This is a genomic window from Aggregatimonas sangjinii, assembly GCF_005943945.1.
GTDB lineage: Bacteria > Bacteroidota > Bacteroidia > Flavobacteriales > Flavobacteriaceae > Pelagihabitans > Pelagihabitans sangjinii.
Genome location: NZ_CP040710.1, coordinates 2,175,144 through 2,201,238, shown reverse-complemented (window position 1 = coordinate 2,201,238; position 26,095 = coordinate 2,175,144). Strand labels below are relative to the sequence as shown.

Sequence of the window (26,095 nt, the reverse complement as noted above, 5' to 3'; positions counted from 1 at the left end):
GTAAGCAGCCGAACTTCTTGGATCAATTATTGAAACTCTTTTTAATGCGATCCAAATCTCTCTTATTGTCGCGGTCTTTAATGGTCTCCCTTTTATCGTAGAGTTTTTTTCCTTTAGCAAGGGCAATGTTCAGTTTGGCCAGTCCTCTTTCCGTCAGAAAAACGTTCAGCGGTACGATTGTTAGGCCGGAGTTTTTCACTTCTTTCTCCAGTTTTCGCAACTCCCTTTTGTTCAGCAGTAATTTTCGTTCCGCTTTAGGCTTGTGGTTGTAGTGCGAGCCATGGGAGTATTCATCGATTTGCATGTTGATGACGAACAACTCCCCTCGGTCGTTAAATTCACAGAAACTCTCTGTAATAGAAGCTTTTCCGAGTCGAAGTGATTTAATTTCGGTGCCGGAAAGCACGATGCCGGCCGTATACTTATCCAGCAACTCGTATTCGAAACGAGCCTTCTTATTCTTAATGTTGATTTTTGCCTGCATATGGCACAAAAATAACAACTATTTCGTTGTTATCTCTTTTTACTCGATAATGGAGATTTGAATACGCCTAGGCTTGCCTCGAAATGCTAAGGCTTTTCCACTTAAAATACCCTGGGGGCCTATCAGCAGGCAGGCTTACCTCGGAATAATTTACCTTTGAAAAAGAGCAGATTAGTCGCGACTCGGGCAGCTGCAATTGATTTCCAGTCGCTGGGAGGTGGCCATACCATTGATGATGGTAACGATGAATAAACTGCCGTTGTCGGTATCATCCATTTGCCCGTATACTTCGTCATCCAGCAACCTATTTGCAAAATCGGGAGTGGTATTGCTATGGCCCACAACTAGAACATTTTTGTTTAGGTTATCTGCCTTAAATTGTTCTATATCAATATTTTGAGGGTCATAGTATTGAACATCAATGTCTTTTTTGACCGAGATGGGTGATGCGGTCATGGCAGTTCGCTGGTAATCGGTACTGTACACGACATCCAGCGCAACATCGTTCAGGATTTCGGCCCAATGCATCGCTCTTCCCAATCCGGCTTGGTTCAATTCCGGATCTGAATTCTGTGGGTCGCTTCTATCTTTTTCCGCATGCCGGATAAGGTAGAAGGTAGAAACGGCTTCGGCGACGTTGGAAACGGGAATCTCATTGTTTTTGTCGTCTTTGCAGCTAGCAAACCCTAAAACGAAGAGGCTAAGTATAACTATTTGTAAGGTTTTCATTATTAATTGATAAACTGTTCATTACTTCCTGATCCTCACCCGTGCGTTTGTCGATGACTCCTTTAAAATAGAGATACAGACCAATTTTAACACTATGCTATGTAATTAACTAAAAATAGCACAAAATAGTATGTGAACGAGTTTGTTTTTCGTTTTTTTGTAAATGTTCAAAAAAGTCCCTAAATCTTTTTTTTTACTATGGGTATTGTGTAGCTATTCCCAAAACAACGCCATTCCGGTTGACCTTCGACAGCACAACCTAACGGAGTACAACTCCAGTTTTTTCAATCCGGTTCTATCTTCATACGGAACGGAAAAACAGTCCGTAGCATTATGGACGCGCTGGCAATGGCAAGAAGTAGATACAGACCCAACAACCTTATTCTTAAATTACAAACGTCAAATAAATCCTGAATCATCGGCTGGTTTGGGTTTTTTTCAGCACAATACCGGTGTGTATTTAAATACCGGTGGTGTGCTGAACTATGCCTATAGTTATACTGTAAACCCCAACGTTAAATTCGGTATTGGACTAAATTTGCTCGGATTTAAGCAAGTTACCGCCGGCGTTGGATTTCTTGGCGGTTCACAAACACCATCATCCGAGCTGAGTGAAGCAAATGATTTTGTTCTCCAAATGGCACCTGGACTCTATCTAAAATGGAAAAACCTGGGAATTGGATTTACATCCGAGAATCTTCTAGATTATAATTTCACGCAAAAAGCAAGGAATTCAGGAGCCAAAGAGCGTATTTATGCATTTTCTACAACCTATGATTTTTATCTTTTCTCAAATTCAATTTCAGTACGACCTACGGCATATTGGAAATCCATTCCGTTTCAGGATGACCAAATCGGTTTGAATATGTACTTTTCTGCGGCTAAATACTGGGCACAGGCAGGCTATAATAGTTTTTATGGTGCGTCAGTCGGTATTGGAGGGAGATTTTTTAAGAAGGCATCCGTTGGTGTCTTGGTAGAGTGGGCTACCGATGCTGCCTTGGATGGAAAAAAGCCGACTTATGAAGTGATTGCCGCGTACAACCTAGGTAAATCAACGAGAAGCATTAAAAAGGTATCCATTTACGATGTTACGAAAGAGAGTGCTTCCAAAAGAAAAAGAAAGAAAAAGAGAAACCAACGAAAGGTCGAAAGCGCCGCAGAACAATGGAAAAAGGCAGATTCCATCAATAGCATTAGGAAAGCGGAGGCTGAGAAAGTAGCAATTGAAAAGTCTGCAGATTCGCTCAAAATCATGGCTCTGGAGGAAGCACAGGAATTAGCTAGGCAACGGACGCAGGAAGAGGAAGCCTTAAGAAATCAGAGAAAAATCGATTCCATTGCGCTTAAGACAAGCGAACAACCTAGTAATAAGGTAGTTTCAAATGAAAAAGATGAAATCCTTGAAAGATATGAAGAAGTAGCTTCAGAAGATGGTTTGAAATCAGGATACTATCTTATTGCGAACGTTTTTAGATCGGAGCAAAACTATAAATCGTTCGTTCAGAGTCTTATCGAGAAAGAACTACAGCCAAAATTCTTTTTGAGGAGTTCTAACCAATTTTATTATGTGTATCTGAAGCGCTATGAGACGATTAACGAAGCGGTAAAAGCAAGGAACAGTAAGTTTTTTGGAAAGTATTTAGATGAAATCTGGATTTTCAGGGTTGTGGGGGAGTAGTTAGACCTGAAGAAAAATCACTTTTTAAGTTCTCGTTTGACGAGTTGGTCGAGATAGGCGATAGTATTCACCAGGTACTTATGGTCTCCGGTCATTGTAGCCATGGCAACAGCACCTTGCAGCATGGTGTACAGTTGCTTTGCAAATTGTAATGGGGTAACCGGTAATTTGAATTCTTTATTATTGGCACCATTCTCCAGCACCAGCGCTATTTTGCCCTCGATAATACCAATGGTTTCCCGTGCAGCGGCATTTAGCAGGCGATTATTGTGCTTGCTGTCAACACCGACATTCAGTATGGGGCATCCGCCCATGGGTTCATTATATTCGCTATAGTTGCGATAAAAATTCAATAATGAGCCAATACGTTCCAAAGCACTATCACCTCCTGCCAATTGCTCATCGAGGGTCGTCAATAACATCTTGCTATTGTATTCAAAAGCGGCCAAAGCCAGGGCTTCCTTATTTTCAAAATTACCGTAAAGCGCCCCTTTAGTGAGGCCTGTAGCTTCCGTAAGATCACTCATACTAGTGCCGATATAGCCATGTTTATTGAAGACTGGCGCAACGGTTTCTATTATGAATGCTGTGGTTCTCTCAGCTTTGGTGGTCATAGAGCGAATATTGGTCTCACAAATATAAAAAAATTATATACTGTATGGTATCTTAATAATACAAAAAAAGGATGCCATTTCTGACATCCTTTTTAATTTATTAAATCGGTGCTAATTCACCATTTCATTCTGATTTCGAAATACCAATTGATCATCGAAAGAATCGATTAAAACGATACTATCGGCACTTATCTTTCCGCTTAGAAGCTCTTTTGAAAGCTCGTTCAAAACAAGTTTCTGAATGACTCTTTTGATTGGTCGTGCTCCATACTGCGGTTCGTACCCTTTCCGCGCTATTTGCGCTATAGCTTCATCGGTGGCATCGATAGTGATATGTTGCTTGGCCAACATTTTCTTCAATTGCCCTAGTTGCAAGTCTACGATCTTAGTAATATCCACTTCGCTAAGCGGAGTGAACATAATGATATCATCGATGCGGTTCAGAAATTCCGGCCGTATGGTTTGGCGTAGTAAGCCAAGCACCTCTACACGAGCGGCTTCCGCTGCACTGTCGATATCCTTGGTGTTCTCGAATCTTTCCTGAATGATATGACTTCCCATATTACTGGTCATAATAATGATACTGTTCTTAAAATCGGCAACCCGACCTTTATTATCGGTGAGCCTGCCTTCGTCCAAAACCTGCAATAGAATATTGAAGGTATCCGGATGCGCTTTTTCGATTTCGTCCAACAGCACCACGGAGTAGGGTCGCCGGCGAACCGCTTCCGTCAATTGTCCCCCTTCATCATAGCCCACATATCCCGGAGGAGCACCTACCAAACGACTTACCGAATGCCGTTCTTGGTATTCGCTCATGTCAATCCGAGTCATTGCGTTTTCATCATCGAACAGATAAGCGGCCAAGGTCTTGGTAAGTTCCGTTTTTCCCACTCCTGTGGTTCCTAGGAAAAGAAATGACCCTATAGGCTTTTTAGTGTCCTGAAGACCCGCCCTGCTTCTACGAATGGCATCGGAAACGGCCTGTATGGCTTCCTCTTGGCCCACTACGCGCTTGTGCAGTACCTCTTCTAGTTTCAAAAGCTTTTCCCTTTCACTTTGTAGCATTTTCGCTACCGGGATACCGGTCCATTTCGCAACTACCTCGGCAATATCCTCATTGGTAACCTCTTCCTTTATTAAAGTGCCCGCATGCTGTTGTTCGGCCAGTGCGTCTTGCAGCTCCCGCAGTTTCTCGTTGGCCTCCTTGATTTTTCCGTATCGCAGCTCCGCTACTTTGCCGTAATCGCCATTGCGTTCCGCCCGTTCGGCCTCGACCTTAAAATTCTCAATATCCTGTTTTGTTTTCTGAATATTGTCTACGACCATCTTTTCGCTTTCCCATTTCGCGAATAATTCGTTTCTTTCCTCTTTCAAATTGGCCAGGTCAACATTCAAAACCTTGAGTTTTGCTTTGTCATCTTCCCGTTTAATAGCCTCGATTTCGATTTCCAACTGCATGATTTTTCGATCCAAAACATCAAGTTCTTCTGGTTTTGAATTGATTTCCATGCGCAGTTTAGATGCTGCCTCATCCATCAAATCTATCGCCTTGTCGGGTAGAAAGCGATTGGTAATGTAACGCTGTGAAAGTTCCACCGCAGCTATAACGGCTTCATCCTTGATACGGACTTTATGGTGGGTCTCATATTTTTCTTTTATTCCGCGGAGAATGGAGATAGCGCTCTCGGTGTCCGGCTCGTTTACGACCACCTTTTGAAAACGACGCTCCAAGGCCTTGTCTTTTTCAAAGTATTTTTGATATTCGTCTAAAGTGGTAGCGCCAATAGCTCTAAGCTCTCCTCTGGCCAAGGCTGGTTTTAGAATATTCGCTGCGTCCATAGCTCCTTGACCTCCACCTGCCCCGACAAGGGTGTGTATCTCATCGATAAAAAGTACGATGTCCCCATCGGAGGATACGACCTCCTTAATAACGGCTTTTAACCGTTCTTCGAATTCGCCTTTGTATTTCGCCCCGGCGATTAATGCCCCCATATCCAAAGAATAGATGACCTTATCTTTTAGATTTTCGGGAATATCGCCTTGAACGATGCGATGGGCCAAGCCTTCGGCGATGGCTGTTTTACCTACGCCCGGTTCACCTACGAGCATTGGGTTGTTTTTGGTACGCCGTGATAATATTTGCAATATGCGCCGTATTTCCTCATCACGACCGATTACAGGGTCGAGCTTGCCGTTATCGGCCATTTGATTCAGGTTTTTAGCGTATTTTTCTAAAGAGTTGTACGTTTCTTCGGCGCTCTGCGAGGTTACCCTTCCTCCTTTGCGCAATTCGTTGATTGCCGCTACAAGGTCTTTCTCCGTAGCACCCTGATCTTTTAAAATTTGGGCGATTTTACTTTTCGATTTGAAAATGGCCAGTAACAAATGCTCAATGGAAACAAACTCATCGTCCATTTTCTTGGCAATACTACTTGCCTCGTTCAAGGATTTTCCGGCATTGCGTCCCATCATCATATCACCACCCGATACCTTGGGGAAACTTTCCAATTCCTTGTCCAATACCTGAGTTAATAAAGCGGTGTTTATGTTCAATTTTTTTAGGATAAACGGAATCACATTTTCTTCAACGACCATGAGCGCTTTGAACAAGTGTTCGTTCTCTATCTGCTGATGTCCCATCTCTTGGGCAAGTTGCTGGGCATATTGTACAGCCTCCTGCGATTTTATAGTGTAATTATTAAAGTTCATATGGCTTATATCTTTTTTGTTATTGCTTATTTTTGATGTCTATAAGTCAACAACCCTACCAAGCGACGAAGACAGACAAAATGTCAGTCAAAGTCAATAAAAAAGGGACATTTCGACAGTTTGTAAGTTTAGGGAACAAGTTCGACTTAGATTAAAATTAATAGAAACACATGGGATTTTTAAAAGGATTGTTCGGTAATAGTAACGGAAGTGACGAGGCTGCTGCAGGGCGCGCGGAAAAAGATACCAAAAAGGTACCTTGGTTGGCTTTGACCACGGTTGCGCAATTAAATGAAATCGTTGAAAGGTCGAAAACGAAAACCCAGGTTGTTTTTAAGCACTCCACCACCTGCGGTATTAGCAGAATGGTAATGAACATGTTCAACAGTAATTATGACCTTGAGGAAGGCCAAATGGATTTTTACTACTTGGATTTGCATGCTTACCGAGAGGTTTCGAACGAGACGGGCTATCTTTTTCAAGTAATGCACCAATCGCCCCAACTGTTGATTGTTCGAAATGGTACTGCGGTCGCACATGCATCGCACGGAGCTATAACCGAGCTGGATTTACATAAATACGTGTAAAAAAGCCTCGATTTTGGGGCTTTTATGATGCTGGATAGTAGCTTTTTCTTCAAAATCTCTCTATTGCATAGTCTTTAATTGAATCGCTGTCTTTTCAAAATTTCCTTTATACGCATCTTAAGGTCTTTGCCGGCATCATAGACCATCTGTTCATTGGTCGGGAAAGGTATTTCCGCAAGATTGAGCAATGATACCAAATCGTTATCCAACGCCCGTTTATCCCCATCATAGTTGGCATAGACATGTTCAAATACGAATTCGCTTGAGATAGGGTAGGAATTTATTTCCTGCTTGGTTTGCAAATCAACGAAATGCACCGCTCCATCAACCTTGGCCGTTTTGAATTGCGTGAACTGATAAAAGTTGCACTGCACGGTCTTAAACCTGTCGACCTTGATTTTATTCCCTAGACTATCTTTCACAATAGCCCCATCGGTATCGGTAGCATAGCGATAACCATCCTTTATCCGCCTTTCCTTTACGATTTGTTTTTCATTCACGCGCTCCGGGGAAACACTGATACTTCGGAAAGCGATATTCATATCGTAATCGTACATAATATCATCTTGTGGGTTCGTATGATATCTCGTCCAAAGTTCGTCCAGCCCGTAGGTGTTAAAGTTCAATAAATCTTGCTCCAGTCGTGCGGGGATTATTTGTTGGGTTTGGTTCACAACAGCTACTTTTACGTAGTGAAGACCCTTTTCGTATGCTATTTGCATGAGTTGCTCTGAGTCTTCAAAACCAGGATTGATTTCGTTGAGGTATTTGAAATCGTCATAGGCTTTTCTAAAATCGAATTTACTGACGGCATTGTTCATCAACTCCTCGGCATTATCGTAAAGATATTCCGAAAGCTGTTCTTTGGCATCGAGCAAATCATCACTATAGTCCCTGAATTTGAACTTTGCATTTCTGTTTTCTTCCAATATGGTTAGCGGAAGAAGTGGTTTAATGCGTTGCTGAAAGCTTCTGAGGTCGTTGTAACCGTTGTATATAGCCTCATAGTTACTCGGATTATCGTCTTTCTCCAGAAAAGCGATGTTTTTCAGCTCCCGTTCCGTATTTTTTCGATATGCTTCCTCCAGCAATACGATATAGGGTTGATTTCCTTTTTTCGTTTTGTTCTGTGCCAAATTTTTAATGGATTTATCAATTGCACTTCCATAATCACCTAAGTTTATAGCCTCTTGGGTCTTTTTGACTCCCCCACATGCCACTAAAAAAGTTGCTATTCCGATGAGTAGTAGTTTTTTCATAATGATAGATTTATCCGTTGTGAAGTAACAATTCCAACAGCCATGCCAAGATTGGTTTTTCTGCTAACGTTAATCGACGGCTTGTAGTATTTATTCGATGAGTTATCGTATTCCAGTGTTCTACGTGCACCCTGCATTCGTGTCTACCTTCACTACATTAAGAATTCGGATTATATTATTCTTCGATGCTATTTATTTTCTGGAATGGATAAGCATCTATCCTCTCATTTACTAGTCGCTTCAATACTTTCAATTATTGGTGGTGCGCCCTGAAAGACATTGTTAATTTCCATTTGATAAGTTCCGAATAAATCCAATTTTTTGAATGAATAAACAGTGATCAATTCGTATTTTTGCAACCTATTTCATCTAAATTCACACTATGCAACGCGACACTCGTATTTTTGAACTTATAGCAGAAGAAAAAGAACGCCAGATCAATGGTATAGAACTTATTGCTTCGGAGAATTTTACTAGTCCGCAGGTTATGGAAGCCGCTGGTTCGGTCCTGACCAATAAATATGCCGAGGGATATCCTGGAAAACGGTATTACGGAGGTTGTGAGGTGGTTGATGTCGTAGAACAGCTGGCCATCGATAGGGCCAAAGAACTTTTTGGTGCCGCTTACGCCAATGTGCAGCCGCATTCCGGATCTCAAGCAAATGCGGCGGTATACCATGCATGCCTGCAACCTGGAGACACGATATTGGGTTTTGACCTGTCCCATGGCGGACATTTAACACACGGGTCTCCCGTAAACTTTTCAGGTCGCCTGTACAATCCGGTTTTTTATGGGGTAGAGGAGGAGACCGGTCTGCTCAACTATGATGCTATTCAGGAAATCGCGACCAAGGAAAAGCCAAAAATGATCATTGCTGGTGCATCTGCCTATTCAAGGGATATGGACTTCGAGCGCTTTCGCAAGATAGCCGATAGCGTTGGTGCACTTTTATTGGCTGATATTGCCCATCCAGCCGGATTGATAGCAAAAGGAATTTTGAGCGACCCTATTCCCCATTGCCATATTGTGACGACTACCACACATAAAACGTTAAGAGGCCCTAGAGGGGGACTCATATTGATGGGCGAGGATTTTGATAACCCGTTCGGTATTACCCTGAAGAATGGAAAACTACGCAAGATGTCGGCGTTATTAGACCTTGCTGTGTTCCCGGGTAACCAAGGTGGTCCTTTAGAGCATATCATCGCGGCAAAGGCCATCGCTTTTGGAGAAGCATTGACCGACGATTTTCTACATTATATGTTGCAAGTAAAAAAGAACGCGGCTGCAATGGCTGCTGCTTTTGTGGCAAAGGATTATAAAATTATTTCTGGTGGTACGGACAATCATATGATGCTTATCGATCTCCGAAATAAAGATATTACCGGTAAGGATGCAGAACGTATTTTGGTAAATGCGGATATTACCGCGAACAAGAACATGGTTCCATTCGATGACAAATCACCGTTTGTAACATCGGGTATACGATTTGGTACTGCCGCCATTACTACCCGCGGACTTAAAGAAGGTGATATGGCCACTATCGTAGACTTGGTGGACGAAGTTTTGACCCATCCCGACACGGAGGAGGTGCAAGCAAGTGTAAAAGTTAAAGTGAATGCGATGATGAAAGGCCGGGCACTTTTTAACGGGTAGGCTTTTGTTATTTTGAAATAACTCTAATCAATCAACATATTCAACTCCCCGCTTGTAATGCCCTTTTCGTTGAAATCATAGATTGTGGCATCATTATCCGAATTGAAATAAAGGCCCCAATAATTGAAATAATCGATGTTCCTATTGGTATCATTGAGTACGTTGGGTAGCAATGTTTCGGAAAAAACATCAGTATTCGTTTGTTCCTCGAACACCGGAATAAAAATCTCGTAGGGAACTTCTTGTAATTCCTTTGTAAGCCCAGAGTAGTGGTTGGCCAGTTCGGTTAGAATAGAATCTAACTGTTCGGGAATACTGCAATCGTAAATTTGGTTGATAATAACATTGCAATTCTCAAAAATAATCGAGACTTCCTCTACCTCGATCGGAAAATCGTTTTGGTCTTGTAATTGAGTGACCAGATTGTAAAATTCGGATGTGTTAACGGGCCTGTCCGATGTTCTGCTAAACTGCGCCCAAATGCCGGATTTCAGATGCGACATACCCTGCCATAAATTAAAATTACAGGAGACCTCGATTATCAGTTTGGCTATTTGGGTCTCACAACTACTATTGCGAATGATTACATCCGAAAAGAAAAGTTGTTCCAGTCTCTTTTTAAAAAGCGAAAGGCCACAAATATCTTCGTCTTTAATGACAACAATTGGCGGCTGGTTTTTGAAATTTTCTAGGTTGAATGGCATGAGCGGTATGTTGTGGTGGTTTGACATTAACAAAACTAACTGTTAATGCAATTGACCACTTACATAAAAACCTTATAAAAATTAGGTTTTTCTCTCGAAATGCCTTTTTTTTTGCCTTTTTCTAAATGAAACCACGGTTTCTCGCCTCTTCTATCAATGCCAGGTCGTTTTTTTCCTTTACACCGAAGAGTATCTTCAGAGCCCTTTTGCGATTGTCGATGGTAGCCATAGAGACTGGGATTCTAGCACGCATATCTTTGGTCTTGGTGCCTATTGATAATTCGTAGAGAAGCGTTCTATCGAGTTTGTCAATTTTATAATCTTGCGCGATATTTTTTCTTGCCGCTACCAATGCCAAATGTGTGTAGTAAGGTGGGGCGGTAGTTACGGTCTTTACCATTTCGATAAGGGAAAGTTCATCGATTTCGGACTTGACCATATAGCCTTCCGGATCGACGGCCTGACAAATGCTATTGATTCGAAAACTGTCGCTAAAGGAGGACATGAATACGATGCTGCTCTCCGGAACCAGTTGGCGGGCCAGTTTACCCAAATCCTCCCCTGTACGGGGGTCTTTTGCCTCTGGTGGAAAAAGCGAAATATCCAAGAGAATAATGTCGTATCGCACCGAACGGGCCGAGAATTCAATTTTCTTTTGACCTTCCTCATATCCCGTGGCCACATCTACACGTACATCAAAGTCATCGAATTCCGCATCTTCGAGAATATACTTATACCCCAATGCGGTCATCTGATGGTCGTCTACCGATAATATTTTAATTGTTCTACCCATAAATTTATGACGCTGCCACTATAGTTTCCGCAGCTTTATGAAATTGTTCATGATTTTTAATAGGAATATACAAAATTACCGTGGTACCTTCCCCGATTGTGCTGTTAATTTCCCACGAGCCTTTTAATTTTTCCACCCGTGAATTGATATTCCGCATACCGATACCTTTTTTACGGTTCTTTACCTTAAAGCCCTTCCCGTCATCCTTCAAAACTACTTTGAATACCTTATCTTCTTGGATGCTAAAAGTCAATTCTACATTTTTTGCATGGGCATGTTTGACACAATTTTGGATGCTCTCCTGAATGATTCGGTACACGTTGATTTTTACGTCGCCATCGAAGCCATCCCAGTCGACTTCTTCATTGAACAGGAATAAACTTTGAAGTCCCGCACTTTCCTTAACATCGTTCAACAAATCCTGTATGGTGGTAATAAAACCATAAATTTTTTGGTAGGCCGAATGGCTAAGCTCATGCGAAATAGCCCTTACTTCTTCTTGTACGTCCTGTAGCTCGGAAATAGCAAGGCCTCGTTGTTCGATTGCTTCAGGTGTATTGCGCTTATTCAAACCCAATAAAAGCATTCGAATACCTTGAATGCGACCTTGTACGGCGTCATGCAATTCTTCGGAAATACGTTTTTGGGCGAGTTTCTTACCTTCTTCAATATTCGATTTCTCATTAAGTAGCATATTGAAGATTTTTTGATTGCTCGCCTGCTGTTCTTCTTGAAAACGCAACTTCTCGTTTTTTCGCCGCTGATCTATGATGATAAAAGACGAAATGGCCAGCAGCAATAATGTTGCGGCAATACCGGTCCATAATTGCTTTTGTCTGGCGAGGAGTTCGTTTTCGGCGAGGGTCTCGTTGGTTTCAAAACGGATACGTTCAAATTTGTTACGGGCCCGGCGTTCGGCAATTTGTAGGCTGTCGTTAAGGGTAATGTATTCAGAGGTGTAAGCGGTAGCGTTTTTAGGGTCTATTTTCGTCAAAAGGCCTAAGGTTTCCAGCACCCTAAGGTTGTTGTCGCTTGCTTGTGATGTTTTTTTTGCTTTTTTTGCAAAGTTAAGTGCAGTAGAAGAGTCTTTCTTGGATAACAAGAACTCCGCCATAGTGTAATATGAGCGGGAAAGGGCTTTGGTGTCTCTAATGCTATCTTTGATGACGATGGCCTTTTCAAATAAATCCCGGACTTCAGTGGTGTCTTTTAACTTAAATCGACTGTAGGCGGCATTGCTCAACGCTTTGGCATATAACTTAGTATTTTTGAAGAAAAGACTATCGGATTTAAGCACTTCCAGAAATTCCTTTAAAGCGAGTTCATATCTGTCCTGTGCAAGATAAACAGACCCAATGTTATTTTTAGACCTCGCTTCATCAACACTATTATAATCGGCTTTCTTGAGAAATTCGAGGGCCTTTTGATGATATTCCAAAGCCTTTTGATACTCTTTTAAATTATTCGATACAATTCCTAGATGGTTGTAGCAACTATATAATTTGTCGTGTTTTTTCAAAGGTTTAAAAATTTTTATGGCTTCTATAGCATAAGTTTCTGCGGTTGTATAGTCCTTAATTGTTGTCAGGGCCAAAGACATGTTGTATAACATACGACCCGAGTTGTAGTCTTTGTTTAGTTCTTTATAAATTTTATGCGCCGCATTGTAGTGGAAATAAGCGCTATCGGCAACATTGTAGTCTCTAAAAAAATCGCCTGCATCCCAGTGGGCCGCCGCAATTTTAGAGGAGTCTTTAATTTTTTGAGCAGAGAAAAGAGCAAGTTTATTGGCTTTTTTAAAATTTATCGAATCTTTTTTCATCAGAAACTTCAAAGAAAGATCAGATGCATAATTTGCTTTAAGTGAATCGTTTTTTTCTTCCTGTACCGCAGAAAGTGCCTTTCTCAAATTTTCTTCATAAATAGTATTATTCTGGGCGTTGTCCTTTAAAATCCAGTATCCCACACTATCCTGAGAGACGACTCTTTGAACTGAAGTATTTAGGTTATCATTTCCACAAGAAAGTGAAAATAAAATTGCAATGGAACTTATTAAAAATTGTGGATTCAATTTTAACTGCATGTAAGCAAGTTAAAAAAAAGCCCCAACAATTGAGTGTTGAAGCTATGGTTATTTTGTAAGAAATTTAAACGTTTATGCGTCGCCCCTGTTGTCCGTTTTGGAATCCTCCCCGTCGGTAAATGCGATTGCGTCGCCCCTGTTGTCCGTTTTGGAATCCTCCCCGTCGGTAAATGCGATTGCGTCGCCCCTGTTGTCCGTTTTGGAATCCTCCCCGTCGGTAAATGCGATTGCGTCGCCCCTGTTGTCCGTTTTGGAATCCTCCCCGTCGGTAAATGCGATTGCGTCGCCCCTGTTGTCCGTTTTGGAATCCTCCCCGTCGGTAAATGCGATTGCGTCGCCCCTGTTGTCCGTTTTGGAATCCTCCCCGTCGGTAAATGCGATTGCGTCGCCCCTGTTGTCCGTTTTGGAATCCTCCCCGTCGGTAAATGCGATTGCGTCGCCCCTGTTGTCCGTTTTGGAATCCTCCCCGTCGGTAAATGCGATTGCGTCGCCCCTGTTGTCCGTTTTGGAATCCTCCCCGTCGGTAAATGCGATTGCGTCGCCCCTGTTGTCCGTTTTGGAATCCTCCCCGTCGGTAAATGCGATTGCGTCGCCCCTGTTGTCCGTTTTGGAATCCTCCCCGTCGGTAAATGCGATTGCGTCGCCCTGTTGTCCGTTTGGAATCCTCCCCGTCGGTAAATGCGATTGCGTCGCCCCTGTTGCCCGTTTTGGAATCCTCCCCGTCGGTAAATGCGATTGCGTCGCCCCTGTTGTCCGTTTTGGAATCCTCCCCGTCGGTAAATGCGATTGCGTCGCCCCTGTTGTCCGTTTTGGAATCCTCACCGTCTGTGGCTAAAAGATTTTCTAGATTTTTTGTTTGGTCGTTGTTTAAGGTATTATCAAGAGTGTGAAAACCAACACTCAATAGCGTTACCGCTGCAATTAACATTACTTTTTTCATAATATATAGGGTTTAAAGGTTAATAATCAAATTAAAAATAGATAGACAGCTTATCGTAGGGAGTCGAAATACGTAAAATTGTGTAGATGCACTATATTACAGGGTATTCTTATGTATTTTGTAAGAATTATCTTAATTTAAAGATACTATTGAATTTTTTGAGAGTCTCGATTTGAGGCAATCGATATTCTCTTTATACGTCTTGGAAAAAGGCAACTGAAGATTTTGCCCTGTAAGACTACAAATGGCCTTTCCGTAATTGATACGGGCCACATGCTTTGTATTCAATATATAGCTCTGATGAACCCTAACGAAATTATCGGGCAATTGTTGCTCGAATTTTTTAAGGCTTTTATAGGCATTTATTTTGGTACCATCGGCCATAAAAACATCTGTAGCGTTATTATCTGCCTTTAAATAGAGGATGTCCTCGGTGTTGACATAATGGTAATCGCGGTATGATTTTAAACAGAGTTTTAACGGCTCTTCATTTCTCGAATTTCTACGCTTCAGTTTCAAAAGCGACTTTCGAACTTCCAATTCGGTGGAGGGCATCAACCAATAATCAAAGAAATTGTTTTTAATCGCCATATACGCTTGTTCTTGCGTTTGGGAGATGCCTATCAAAATCGGCAAAGTCTGAATGTAGCGATGCAATTCAGTGACCATCCCGAAATGTTCCTTGGCATTTTTATCTAAATTGATAAAAACGATGTCGGGTTCGTGTTTCAAAATGCCATTAATGCCTTCTTTTTCGTCCAAGCAATGCCCTTTGGCTACAAACTCTGGATATTCTTCCAAATAGTCTTGTAGCTCCAAACACGACGTGGTTTCGGAATCGATGATAAGGTACGTATACTGCACTATGGGGGAAATTAGTGAATTGCAAAGTAGCGATAGTATTTTAAACCCGATTACTGATTTTCCTTAGAATAATTAGGTTTTTTTACCTCAAAAGTTAAACTTTTGGCTTGATGAAAGGTGTTTCTGATATATGGAAAGTATAACCTGATTTGTACATAAAGTTATTTACGACAGGTTTTGAAAGATAATATAACAACGCTTTCAGAATGTTAAAAGGAATTAATTTTCAATTTGGGATTGAAAAGCGCCAATATCCGGCCGCATTGTTCGGTCGTTACCGAGAAGGTCAAAAGGTACTTCTAATGCGGCCTCAAGATTACCCTTGCCAATTGCCTCTGATTCGGAGTCGATTCTAAAATCATTTGCAACGGCATTCTTAAAATCTGTAGCGGCGCTCAAAAAAACCGCCGTGTAGAACTCGGTATTGGTAAAGTCATACACGGGGTCTTCGTTTGTTCCTTCGAATTGCAATGTACAGTTGGTAAACGAGAAGTTGAAGATGTTCGTACCATTATCACTTAACGCCAATTCCGTAAAACTATTTCCATCGATGATGGTATTCGTAAACGATGCATTTATCAAATCGCCCTGCAAGGTCTCACCTGAAAGTAAATTTACTTCATTATCGATACGCAAAGCTTCTCCGGCACGGAATCCGTTTACCCAATAATTGGCGATGGTGGTATGCGTAAACGAATAATCCCCTCCTAGGTTGCAGTATAAGGATATTGCTCCGGCTCCCCCAAGAATAACATTTTCACCAACTATAGAAGCCGTTTTTGCCCAAAGATTTACACTTGCTGAATTTTGAATTCTTGAATTCTTAAGGGTTAGGGTAGGAGTGGGTTGTTCCTGAACTCCCTCAACCATCAGTCCGATAGTTGCGTTTTTTAATGTCAGATGGTCAATGTCGTTGTCCGTGCTTCCCTTCGAAATCCATACCCCGCCCCATTGACCGGGAACATCGCTGAATTCCGGTTCTAAGCGATCGCCTTCCAAGATTACTTCGTTTTCCAACAACAACGTATCCGTACTCAACGCGCCGACAACGCTGATCGATGCATTAGGCCTTACCCAAATACCAGAGTTGTTGTGAAAGTGCACACGGACTCCGGGAGCCATCGAAAGGGTTTCGTTCTCGGGAACGGCTGCGTAGCCATATATAACATAAGGCCTTTCGTTCGTGAAATCGAGTTGCTCCTTGGCTAGCGTTATGCCTTCGACCCGTATTTCGTTACCCGCCGCATCAACGCCAAGTACGAAAGTTTCCTTACTGCCATCGGCATTCGTAGGAGGGAAAATAAAAACGGCGTCCTTTACCAAAGTAACCAGCTGTACTTCTTGCAGATTGCTGCCCGAATCAAACTGTAGCGCATCGGTATATAAAAAGGAGGCGATATTCTCGGAAATATCCACAGTGGTCTCAATAAAAATAAATAAACTGTCTTTGGCCAGTAGAGGAATATTCCGAAATGCCTTTCCAGCGCTTCCATCTACATTGAGTCGGTATGCACTGTTCTCGCCCTGTGCCAGTCCTATGGAAGGAATTTCGATATTCTCGCTCGAACGATTATAGACTTTCAAGGAATAGGTACTACTGCCGATATTTGAGAATATGGTATCTAAATATACCGTATCCCTAGAAAATTCAAGGCTTCCCGTGCTCGGAGCGTAATCAAAATCTTTTCGACAGGAACTCCATAATATAACTAGGAGCAACAACAGACCCGAATAGCAAAAATGGGGTAGTCTCAAATACTTCATTCCTAGAGTAGTTTTTGCGTTTCAGTTCCTTTAATCCGTGCTAAAAATCGCGATAATGTTCTCGGGAATGCGTATAGGCTTATTTGTAATACTGCTCAGCAAACACCATTTCGTTCGTGAGCGAACGACTAGTTGATCTGTTTTGGTATTTACCATTTCCACAACCCGTACCGAAGTTGCTCCCCGACTACTATTTATATGGGTCTTAATGCGTAATTCGTCCCCGATGACAGCTGCATTCTTATAGTCTATTTCGTGACGCATTACTACCCAAATCATCGCTTTTTGATCTTCCGCAGCTACTAGAATTTGCCAGTGCTCTTTCGAAATATCCTGTATCCATTGTAAGTACCGCACATTATTCACGTGCTGTAATTCATCTAAATCGGCCTCCGATACGATAATCGTTTTTTCGTGATGGGGCATTGCTTATTTTTTCAGTATGTGCACCTCGAACATTTTGTCCCAGTCCTTTCCGGTCACGAAAAAGGTTTTTCGGTCCGGATGATACGCAATGCCATTAAAAACCTGATCTTTATCGTTCCAATCCGGTGTTTTCGTGATTTTCTTCGATAAGCCGCTAAAGTTGACCACTCCCTCGATAGCGCCGCTCGTTGCATCGATAATCATTATACTAGGCTTTTGGTACACGTTGGCGTAGATTTTACCAGCTACATACTCCAGCTCATTGGCACTATTGACAATTTTATTGTGGGTTACGGTTTGAATGTAGCCTTCCTCGATCAGGGTTTCCGGATTGAGGAACCATATTTTTTCGGTACCGTCACTTTTGATCAATTTCGTACCGTTATTGGTCAACCCCCAACCTTCCTTACTTTCGCCGTATTGAAAATTGTTTATTTTGCTCAGGTCGGAAAGCTTGTAGATATAGCCTGTCTTTTTTTTCCAACTGAGCATATATATTTTCTCATCGAAAATGGTAATTCCCTCACCAAAAATCGTTTTGTCCATATCTACCTGCTGTAGTACTTTCCCGGTTTCAAAATCTACTTTTCGCAAAGACGACCTACCTGGTTTACCGGTGCTTTCGTAGAGGACCCCGTCGTGAAATTCCAATCCTTGGGTATAGGCCCTGTTGTCATGCGGGTACTCCTTAATGATTTCATAGGTATACACCTCAGGAGCGGAAGGTGCAAAAATGCGTATGTCTTTGGTAACTTCCTCTACACCCTCGTCGTATGCTACTTTAGCTTTTAAAACTTTATTTCCCAACTGCCCGATGTCGAGAAGTAATTTTCCGTCAGTGAGTTCCAGTGTTTTTCCATCAATGGAATAGCTCACGTTTTCTACGGTTTTCCCGTCCTTGTTCTTAATAGAAACTGCTACGGACTCATTTTGCTTGAATTCCTTTCCGTCTAGTTGGATAGCAAAAAGCGCTGCCTTTTTCCTATCCATATCACCACAACCAAGAACGAGTAAGGAGAAAAGATTCAGGCTTATAAATTTAAAGATGTTCATTTGTACCGACTATTTTAACTACGAATTGACGATTTATCTTAAATATGGGGAATCGACTCCCTCTTTTTGAATTCGAAGGCAAGTTAATCCAATAACTTTAAAAGATAAAACGATTGTATTCAAGATATGGTTACTGGGAGGAGTGGGGAGTGTTTTTTTTTCGTTTGTCAAATTCGAGAAGTATACGTAACAAATCAAACGTGTTAAAGGTCGATTACTACGACAGCCCCTTAGTCGGGCAACATTAATTCTGATTCCAACAATTCGACCAATTCATCGTTTTTATAATGAAGATTTGTGCCAAGGCTAAAAACAACACCATCATAGTCGGTATAAATCATGCGAAAGTAAAGTGATTTATTTTCTTTAAAAAGAACTTCCAAAAATCCCCGGTTATATCTTACATCGACATCAGTAAGTCTTTTACGCTTGTCGAATAATACAGAACATATCTTTTTAAGGAATACAGTATCTCTTATGACTGTATTCTTAGCCGCTGTTTTTTTGTAAGCTGATCTATTGATAAAAAATGAGGGCTTTTGTATCGATAGTATCGCAGTTTTGTACTGGTTCGTGGCAACCAGCTACGGAAAAGAAAATCAAGATAAGTACGGGAAACGGGAATATTCTCACGAAGAAGTCGGCATTAATTAGTCGGGTAACATCACTTTAGACTCCAAAAGATTGACCAAACTATCGTTTTGGTAGTATGTGTTAGTACTCATTCTAAAAACCGTACCGTCATTTTCAGTATAAATCATGAGAAAATAATAATCCTTGTTCTCTTCGAAGATAACTTCTAAAAATCCTTGACTATTCCTAATCTTTACATCAGACAGTCTTTTACGATATTTAAAAAGAACAGTGCACATATTGTTCAAAAATACTTGGTCATCTATCTTTGCCGTTCTTGCGGTGGTCTTTTTATGTGGCGTTTTGTTTAAAACCAATATGTTTCTGTTCGTGGTCTGTTCGCAGTTCTTTATTTCCTCCATACAGCTTGTAAGCGATAGCAAAATCAGGGTGAGGATAATATAGGGGTTCGTTTTCATAAGAATAGAGTTTGGTCTAATCCGGCAACATTAATTCTGATTCCAACAGTTCTACCAATTCATCGTTTTTATAGTATAAGTTCGTACTCAATCTAAAGACAGTACCGTCATAATCAGTGTAGAACATGTCAAAATAAAACGATTTGTTTTCTTTAAATAAAACTTCAAAGTAACCCTTGTTGTTTCTGATATTAACATCAGTCAGTCTTTTACTTTTGTTGAGTAGTAATGCACAAATTTTTTTAAGAAATATAGTGTCCATAATTACTGTACTCTTGACTGCTGTTTTTTTATTCGCCGTTTTGTTGATGAATAGAATGGCATTTGTATCTATAGTTTCACATTTTTGTACAGGCTCGTGACAATTCAAAAGTAGCAGTAGGAGTATAGGGAATATGAAAAATCTTTGGTTCATTTTTATTTTTATTCCGGCCGTTTATTTAAATCCTCTTGTAGTAGATAGGAATCAGGAGCCCACAGTGTTCCATTTACATCAAACGGAGTGCCCCAAGACCTACCAAGAGTGAATCCTTGATAAAGGGGGAAGAAGTCCAAACTCAGGTATCCCGACAAAGACCGAAGCCCCCAGGGGGCCATAGGAACCCGATAGGGAAGCCTCTTTTCCTTCAAAAATACCTTTGTTAAAATCATCCAAAGAGCCATTATCAAACACCAGACCCGCCTCAACCGAAAAACTAGCGCCGAAGCCTGAAGTAAATGAAATAGGGCCACCACCACCTACCGGAGCATAGGCGAAAATTTTGCCGGTATCTTCACCTTTCATGAAACCGACAATATCGAACGAACTGGCGATACCGATTGCAAAATTGGCATCTGCGTTAAAGCTAAGTTTTATAGCATCGGGAACACCCAAAACAGCGATCAGTTCATCAAAGCCTACTATCTCTTTGGGTTCCAATAGCGACTTTGAACCGGTTACCACGTCTACCATGTCTAAGGGAACGTTTAAATCAAAAGCTTGCCGCACCACTTTACTCTTGATTATCAAAACGGTCTCATGTTCTTTTGTTACGGGGTTATACTTTCGGATAATAATTTTACTTCAAAATTAGTGAAGGCTTCCCTGTTTTTGAAGGCTACCAAAGGGTAAATATTCACTTTGAAAAATCCAATTTCAAAGATGGGATATTAAAGGTCACAATCTTCATCCTTCGCCACATTAAAATTCGTTAATTCATTTCGTTAACAGGGAAGCCTTCACTTAGGGGAAGTATACAGAATAACGCTTTCACCTCTCATAATATAATTTTATTCTTAAAAAGAGAAATCTAAATACGAACAAAATAAGTAACAACTGTGCCATATTTAAAACAATTGTTCGATAGGTAATTTTGGAATAACTGTCGTAATAGTTAAAAATAAATGATGGACTATTGCTCATAAATATTCCTATCAGAAAGAGTATAATAATTAAGGAGAAAAATATCTTATTTATCATAATTTAAACAAATCTTGTATTATATGAATTCAGAAAAAATGCATTTAAGTAAGTGAATTCCCCTATTTTGATGTCTTGAAAGCTTAAGTCCATAATTTTAGTACTCAAAATATGCATTGGAAAACGGCTTATTGTTAACAATGAGCTAATAATATCTTCAATTTCTGAGATAACTTGTTTGTAAACTTTCGTTTCAAGTAATTCGTTTCTCCTCGGGGAATACTTTAGTCTTCCTATTTTTTCATCAAATTCAACTTCTAAAATATAAACTAGATAAGCAGGTATTATCTTGCTAATATTTAAACACATTACTATTTTCCTTGGAGTATCTGCGTTTTCATTTAATAAAAATTGCCAATTATGACATCTATCTAACCAAGACGATAGAGTATAGTTTTCAATTTTTACATTAAACGTTGTTTCAACGGTACTAAAAACTGATTTTAATTTATTTAAGTCATAGATACTATTCTTTTCATCCAAAGATTTAATCAAAAAGTTATATTCAATACTTTCATGATATTTATGCCTTTCCTCAATGGAGGATACGTTTTTTGGGTAAAACTCGTAGGCTAAAGAATCTATTTCTTTTAAATCAATCATTTTTTTCGCATCCATCAAAACCACCATCTGTTGTTGCTCTATAAGTTGTTGGATTCAAATTCCCCATATAATTGGTATTTACCCTTCCACCGACAATGTATTTGTTATACTCATCTCGTAATTCATCCTTAAAATAGGCTTCTACTACGCTCGGATTTACTCTTGTTCTATCATATTTATCAACTGTTTTTTTCATCATTTCGTTTAAAAAATGAGCGGATGCCGATGCCAATTTTCCAGAAGGTAATTCGCCATGCCTTCCTTCCATAGGAGCTCCAAATAACACAGGCTCATTTAGTCTGACTGTGTAACTATACTCAAGATACGGAGGGGTTGTATATGTCAAATATACTTTAAAATAAATACCTTTTACAGCTGATTCTTGCCAATTTAAGCCATCTACGTCTTGTTTGAAATCAAAACTTTTACAACTCGGAGGTAATATATCTTCTTCATTGTCAACAAGGTTGCCACCATCCCAATTACCGCCGCCTCCGCCGCCTCCGCCATCACATTCTTGATAAGTACCTATAATATAGGAATCTGAAGAGCCATCACTGTAGCCATCAGTAATTACGATATACATCGTTTGACACTTAGCGGATAAATTTAAATTGGCTTTTGTATTTATAGTGGTCGTAATACCAATACCTATACCATTCTCATTTAAGTCATATTTAATCAATTCGTTTTTTGAATTATAGTGCAAATAAGAAAGACTAAATACATAGCTCTCATCTTTGAAACTATAGTTCTCTGGGCTTATAAAAACTTTCAAAGATTCTTCAAAAACAACCACGTCAGCAGGAACATCGCTTTGTACCATAACAGAAATGGAAGGTTCGAGCCCTGCATCACCGTCCTGCTGCGCAGTGAGGTACGGCTGCGGTATTTCTTGTACTCGTAGCACCACCTGCTCCTTATCCAGAAGTGCCCGGTATGGCACTTGCTTGTAAAACCGGTTCTGTAGCGCTATTCCTTGAAATGTGGGCGGCAGGCCTTCTCGCTGTCGAAGTGGGCCGCAAAGGTAAATAGATTCATATCTTTGCGTTTTCCCCAAAAGATAGACATCCCAGACAAATTATGAGCGATTACGGATATTTAAACAAAGTTTTATCACTTCACAATTATCCCGACATTTAGGATAGACTTGCCGATCAAAAATATGGGATGAACCGTAAAAAATGAATTAAAAAGATAGTATATTTGCAATTGGCAAGTCCTACACGACCAGCTCCTGTAGAATCCCCCAGGGTGGGAACGCAGCAAGGGTATATGGTTGTAGCGGTGCGATGTAGGTAGCTTGCCTTTTTTTGTACCCTGAATTTACTGGCGGGTACCAAAAAAAGAACGAGGATGCTTTTAAAATTAACCGTTCTTCACTTTGATTATTTCACTAATTTGCAGCGCTATGCAAAGTAAGGTGGTTCTCATAACGGGTGGCTCTTCCGGAATCGGAAAATCAATAGGCACCTATCTAAAATCAAAAGGACATATCGTTTATGGTACGACCCGAAGTAAGGCCAAGTATCCGGATTTCGACGACTTTGCTCTGCTCGAGCTAGATGTTCGAAATGCGGAAACCATAGCTGCAGCGGTTGCTGAGTTGATTGCCTTGGAGGGTAGGGTAGACGTACTTGTAAATAATGCAGGTGTCGGGATAACGGGACCTATAGAGGAAACGCCCCATGAAGAGATTGCAAACGCCTTTGCCATTAATTTTCACGGTCCGTTGTTGGTAGCGAAGTCGGTTTTGCCCCAAATGCGGAAACAGCGGAGCGGACTCATTATAAATATCACTTCAATAGCAGGTTTTATGGGGTTGCCGTATCGCGGTATTTATTCTGCTTCAAAGAGCGCCTTGGAAATCGTTACGGAGGCCATGCGAATGGAAGTCAAGGACTTTGGCGTAAAAATCACCAATCTCGCTCCTGGTGATTTTGCCACGAATATTGCCGCAGGACGATTTCATGTAACAGCCGATAAGGAATCACCGTATTACGAAAAGTACAATAGCACCTTAGAAAATATTAACGAGAGTGTTGCTCATGGCGAAAATCCTGTTCAAGTTGCCTTGGCCGTTGAAAAAATCATCTCTTCGAAAAGCCCGAAAGTAAGCTACAAGGTAGGCGCTACCTCGCAAAGACTCTCGATTTTGCTCAAGAAGATGCTCCCTCAGAAAGTATTTGAGAAACTTCTATTAAAGCATTATAAATTGTAGCTTTACTCGGTAATCGAGAGTTGCATCTGTCGGCAGTCCTGACTGCTGGAAGGCGGTTTGCCTTGAGGACATAAGGTCTTTTCTTTTCGAATGCCTCTTGGGCAAGCCCTCGAGTTGATTACAATAATAGTTTAAGACGTATTTTCATTAAATAACTAAAAGAGTATGAAATTTTTTATTGACACAGCCAATTTAGACCAGATTCGTGAAGCCCAGGCCTTGGGAGTTCTAGACGGGGTTACGACGAATCCGTCGTTAATGGCGAAAGAAGGTATTTCCGGCCGTAATAGTATTTTAAAGCACTATGTGGACATCTGTACTATCGTTGAAGGCGATGTTTCCGCAGAAGTAATAGCCACGGAATTTGACGCCATGGTGAAGGAAGGTGAAGAACTTGCCGAGCTTCATGACCAAATCGTAGTAAAAGTACCTATGATCAAAGAAGGTGTAAAGGCGTTAAAATATTTTTCCGATAAGGGAATACGAACGAACTGTACGCTAGTGTTCTCTCCCGGGCAGGCCTTATTGGCGGCCAAAGCGGGAGCCACTTATGTATCGCCTTTTATCGGGCGATTGGATGACATTTCAACCGATGGCTTAAATCTTATTGCCGAAATACGCCATATCTACGATAACTACGCTTTCGAAACACAAATTCTCGCAGCTTCCGTACGACATACCATGCACGTAATCGATTGTGCCAAGCTTGGCGCCGATGTCATGACAGGACCACTTTCCGCAATCGAAGGGTTGTTAAAGCATCCGCTTACCGACAGTGGTTTGGCCAAATTCTTGGCAGACTATCAGAAAGGAAATTAAAAGGTATTCATGAAAGTATAAAGGCCTGGGCAACCAGGCTTTTTTTATTGTCCTGCAGGTCTATTCGGTGCTATCGAAATGCGGAATAAATATTTGAAAAAGCATCGACGATGACCGCATCATTGGTAATAACGCATTTGTTCTCCGGATAGATAATAAGTGATTTGGTCAACTTCGAGAAGTCGTGGGCCCGATATTGTTGGTCTTTGTTCAATCTTGAATCTTCGACCATTCCCTTCCAAGTGTCCTTACTTGTTTTCATATTAATGCCGACGTATTTGTACTCCGGATTTTTAACCGTTAGCTCCGCCACCCGCTTTTTAATGCTATTGAAGTGTTTTTTATCAACTGCCGACCAAAAATAAAAAACCGTTTTCCCCTCTTTTCCTATTTCCCTTAACGATAAACTATCCCCGGCAAAATTGGTGACATAGACGTCCGGGATGGATTTTTGTGGTTGCAGGTTTTCAATACCCTCGTACAATTCGTCTATTTCGTCAAGGTGTCTGTTGTTATTTGACAATTCGTGAAATTTCGTAATAAATCGTTTGTTGTTCTCCGGATAATCGTGAACCTTTAAAAGATAGTTGAAAGCTACATGACGATACAGATTGTCTTTCAATTCCTTTTCAGAAACCAGGCTATCGATCAGATGGAGTTTGTGTTCGTTAAAATGAAGCTGCTTTTGAACCACGCCTTCTTTCATCTGACATTCTTTGGTGCAACTCATAAAAGATAGATTCTGAATATGGTTGACCATAAACTCATAATAGGGTCTCAAATAGGTCAGCTGCTCATTCCCATAGTCGACACTTTTGCGATACTGGTAAAAATTATCCGGTAGTTTCTCTAAAACACCATGGTCGGAATACCGTCGATGTCTAAAGGGGTACTGTTCTTTATAGGTGTTGTAGTTATAGACGATACTGGCCTTGGCTAGATTACGCTGATTCTGGGAAAGATTCCCATCTTTGATGAGTTCTCCCAGTGTTTCGAATTTCTCTTTTTGAAGTTCGTCTATTTTTCCCAAAAATTCACTTGCTTCCAATTCATACCAAGCCGATATTTTAGAATCTTCTTCCTCGTTGGCAAGAAAAAGCTCCAATAGAAAATTATTGATTTCCGAACCTGTTCCGGAAAAAATCAATGATTCGTCAAAATCCATCGTATTTAAACGAATGACCAGACTATCCCCTTGCGCCAAATAAACGTATTGTAGCTCGGGCGCATGATCAAAATGGTATAAGCCTTCAGCGATAGAGTCAAATTGAAAAGAAAATCTGTTGTTTTTATCCAAGCTGGAAGAGTCGACGACTTTGTCACCTTTATACAGCACTATTTTGTCCCCGGTAGGATTTACAATCTCGCCCGCAAAAAAAACGCCGGGGGATTTTTTTTCCTGAGAAGTGCAACCAAATAATAAAATAAGAAGTAGATAAAGTAAAACTCTTATCATATAGGACTTGCGTATTGAATGAATCAAAATTAAGTAAGCAACAGGCTGTCAGCTGTTAATAGTGCGTTAAAAGTTAACTGATTGCGTTAATCTTTCGACAAGAGGTGACGAATGTAAGTTTATTGGTCAAGGATT

At 40.8% G+C, this 26,095-nt stretch carries 24 protein-coding genes, 1 other RNA gene and 1 pseudogene; 6 read left to right on the top strand and 20 right to left on the bottom strand.

Translation table 11 applies throughout. The annotated features are described in order from the left end of the window. Positions 1-22 precede the first annotated feature (22 nt). The gene (gene smpB, locus FGM00_RS09005; RefSeq protein ID WP_138852588.1) at positions 23-484 is read right to left on the bottom strand and encodes an SsrA-binding protein SmpB; all 462 of its coding nucleotides are present in this window, start codon (positions 482-484) and stop codon (positions 23-25) included. Between the two features lie 171 nt (positions 485-655). Beyond that, positions 656-1,213: a SixA phosphatase family protein gene (locus FGM00_RS09000; RefSeq protein WP_138852587.1), complete on the bottom strand. Its 558-nt coding sequence runs from the start codon at positions 1,211-1,213 to the stop codon at positions 656-658. Between the two features lie 163 nt (positions 1,214-1,376). Here FGM00_RS09000 and FGM00_RS08995 point away from each other — a divergent pair, with 163 nt between their 5' ends. Beyond that, complete coding sequence (locus FGM00_RS08995) at positions 1,377-2,894, top strand: PorP/SprF family type IX secretion system membrane protein (protein ID WP_138852586.1); 1,518 nt, start codon at positions 1,377-1,379, stop codon at positions 2,892-2,894. A gap of 17 nt (positions 2,895-2,911) precedes the next feature. On the opposite strand, the gene FGM00_RS08990 is transcribed toward FGM00_RS08995, so the two are convergent. Together FGM00_RS08990 and clpB are read right to left on the bottom strand one after the other, a co-directional pair. Beyond that, a complete protein-coding gene (locus tag FGM00_RS08990; protein ID WP_138852585.1) occupies positions 2,912-3,508 on the bottom strand; it encodes a TetR/AcrR family transcriptional regulator in 597 nt (198 codons plus the stop codon). Positions 3,509-3,619: 111 nt separating this feature from the next. Next, the gene (gene clpB / locus FGM00_RS08985) at positions 3,620-6,220 is read right to left on the bottom strand and encodes an ATP-dependent chaperone ClpB (RefSeq protein ID WP_138852584.1); all 2,601 of its coding nucleotides are present in this window, start codon (positions 6,218-6,220) and stop codon (positions 3,620-3,622) included. Between the two features lie 170 nt (positions 6,221-6,390). Here clpB and ytxJ point away from each other — a divergent pair, with 170 nt between their 5' ends. Beyond that, entirely contained in the window at positions 6,391-6,807 is a 417-nt protein-coding gene (gene ytxJ, locus FGM00_RS08980; RefSeq protein WP_138852583.1) for a bacillithiol system redox-active protein YtxJ, read from the top strand. Positions 6,808-6,881: 74 nt separating this feature from the next. On the opposite strand, the gene FGM00_RS08975 is transcribed toward ytxJ, so the two are convergent. After that, a complete protein-coding gene (locus tag FGM00_RS08975; RefSeq protein WP_138852582.1) occupies positions 6,882-8,066 on the bottom strand; it encodes a hypothetical protein in 1,185 nt (394 codons plus the stop codon). A gap of 382 nt (positions 8,067-8,448) precedes the next feature. Here FGM00_RS08975 and glyA point away from each other — a divergent pair, with 382 nt between their 5' ends. Continuing rightward, complete coding sequence (gene glyA / locus FGM00_RS08970) at positions 8,449-9,723, top strand: serine hydroxymethyltransferase (protein WP_138852581.1); 1,275 nt, start codon at positions 8,449-8,451, stop codon at positions 9,721-9,723. Between the two features lie 23 nt (positions 9,724-9,746). Here the strand turns inward: glyA and FGM00_RS08965 are convergent, their stop codons facing one another. The 14 genes and pseudogenes from FGM00_RS08965 to FGM00_RS19950 all read right to left on the bottom strand — a co-directional run. Continuing rightward, positions 9,747-10,427 carry a hypothetical protein gene (locus FGM00_RS08965; protein ID WP_138852580.1) on the bottom strand — a complete coding sequence of 227 codons (681 nt, stop codon included), beginning with the start codon at positions 10,425-10,427 and terminating at the stop codon, positions 9,747-9,749. Positions 10,428-10,548: 121 nt separating this feature from the next. Next, on the bottom strand, positions 10,549-11,220 hold the full coding sequence (locus tag FGM00_RS08960; RefSeq protein ID WP_138852579.1) for a response regulator: 672 nt from the start codon (positions 11,218-11,220) through the stop codon (positions 10,549-10,551). A gap of 4 nt (positions 11,221-11,224) precedes the next feature. After that, positions 11,225-13,303 (bottom strand): tetratricopeptide repeat-containing sensor histidine kinase, encoded by a 2,079-nt coding sequence (locus FGM00_RS08955; protein ID WP_138852578.1) that lies wholly within the window; start codon positions 13,301-13,303, stop codon positions 11,225-11,227. Positions 13,304-13,375: 72 nt separating this feature from the next. Then, entirely contained in the window at positions 13,376-14,125 is a 750-nt protein-coding gene (locus tag FGM00_RS08950; RefSeq protein WP_138852577.1) for a hypothetical protein, read from the bottom strand. 250 nt (positions 14,126-14,375) lie between these two features. After that, positions 14,376-15,107 carry a LytR/AlgR family response regulator transcription factor gene (locus FGM00_RS08945; RefSeq protein ID WP_138852576.1) on the bottom strand — a complete coding sequence of 244 codons (732 nt, stop codon included), beginning with the start codon at positions 15,105-15,107 and terminating at the stop codon, positions 14,376-14,378. Between the two features lie 219 nt (positions 15,108-15,326). Then, positions 15,327-16,871 carry a hypothetical protein gene (locus FGM00_RS08940; protein WP_138852575.1) on the bottom strand — a complete coding sequence of 515 codons (1,545 nt, stop codon included), beginning with the start codon at positions 16,869-16,871 and terminating at the stop codon, positions 15,327-15,329. A 30-nt stretch (positions 16,872-16,901) separates the two neighbouring features. Beyond that, a complete protein-coding gene (locus tag FGM00_RS08935; protein ID WP_138852574.1) occupies positions 16,902-17,297 on the bottom strand; it encodes an acyl-CoA thioesterase in 396 nt (131 codons plus the stop codon). A 3-nt stretch (positions 17,298-17,300) separates the two neighbouring features. After that, complete coding sequence (locus tag FGM00_RS08930; RefSeq protein WP_138852573.1) at positions 17,301-18,350, bottom strand: glutaminyl-peptide cyclotransferase; 1,050 nt, start codon at positions 18,348-18,350, stop codon at positions 17,301-17,303. Between the two features lie 650 nt (positions 18,351-19,000). Further along, complete coding sequence (locus FGM00_RS08925) at positions 19,001-19,402, bottom strand: hypothetical protein (protein ID WP_138852572.1); 402 nt, start codon at positions 19,400-19,402, stop codon at positions 19,001-19,003. Between the two features lie 16 nt (positions 19,403-19,418). Further along, entirely contained in the window at positions 19,419-19,664 is a 246-nt protein-coding gene (locus tag FGM00_RS08920; RefSeq protein WP_138852571.1) for a hypothetical protein, read from the bottom strand. A 252-nt stretch (positions 19,665-19,916) separates the two neighbouring features. Further along, complete coding sequence (locus FGM00_RS08915) at positions 19,917-20,411, bottom strand: hypothetical protein (RefSeq protein WP_138852570.1); 495 nt, start codon at positions 20,409-20,411, stop codon at positions 19,917-19,919. 453 nt (positions 20,412-20,864) lie between these two features. Continuing rightward, positions 20,865-21,464, bottom strand: coding sequence for a hypothetical protein (locus tag FGM00_RS08910; protein WP_175416208.1), 600 nt, complete (start codon positions 21,462-21,464; stop codon positions 20,865-20,867). Continuing rightward, entirely contained in the window at positions 21,457-22,374 is a 918-nt protein-coding gene (locus tag FGM00_RS08905) for a hypothetical protein (RefSeq protein ID WP_138852568.1), read from the bottom strand. The genes FGM00_RS08910 and FGM00_RS08905 overlap by 8 nt, the downstream gene beginning before the upstream one ends. Then, positions 22,263-22,505: pseudogene (locus FGM00_RS19950) on the bottom strand (IS1595 family transposase); the annotation flags it as partial. The gene FGM00_RS08905 and the pseudogene FGM00_RS19950, both read right to left, overlap by 112 nt. A gap of 172 nt (positions 22,506-22,677) precedes the next feature. Between FGM00_RS19950 and ffs the strand changes: the two are divergent. The 3 genes from ffs (at position 22,678) to fsa (ending at position 24,504) form a co-directional block, all read left to right on the top strand. Next, positions 22,678-22,776, top strand: an RNA gene (gene ffs, locus FGM00_RS08900) — signal recognition particle sRNA small type. A 99-nt stretch (positions 22,777-22,875) separates the two neighbouring features. Then, the gene (locus tag FGM00_RS08895; RefSeq protein ID WP_138852567.1) at positions 22,876-23,685 is read left to right on the top strand and encodes an SDR family oxidoreductase; all 810 of its coding nucleotides are present in this window, start codon (positions 22,876-22,878) and stop codon (positions 23,683-23,685) included. A 165-nt stretch (positions 23,686-23,850) separates the two neighbouring features. Next, the gene (gene fsa, locus FGM00_RS08890) at positions 23,851-24,504 is read left to right on the top strand and encodes a fructose-6-phosphate aldolase (protein ID WP_138852566.1); all 654 of its coding nucleotides are present in this window, start codon (positions 23,851-23,853) and stop codon (positions 24,502-24,504) included. A 70-nt stretch (positions 24,505-24,574) separates the two neighbouring features. On the opposite strand, the gene FGM00_RS08885 is transcribed toward fsa, so the two are convergent. Beyond that, entirely contained in the window at positions 24,575-25,960 is a 1,386-nt protein-coding gene (locus FGM00_RS08885) for a transaldolase (protein ID WP_138852565.1), read from the bottom strand. Positions 25,961-26,095 lie beyond the last annotated feature (135 nt).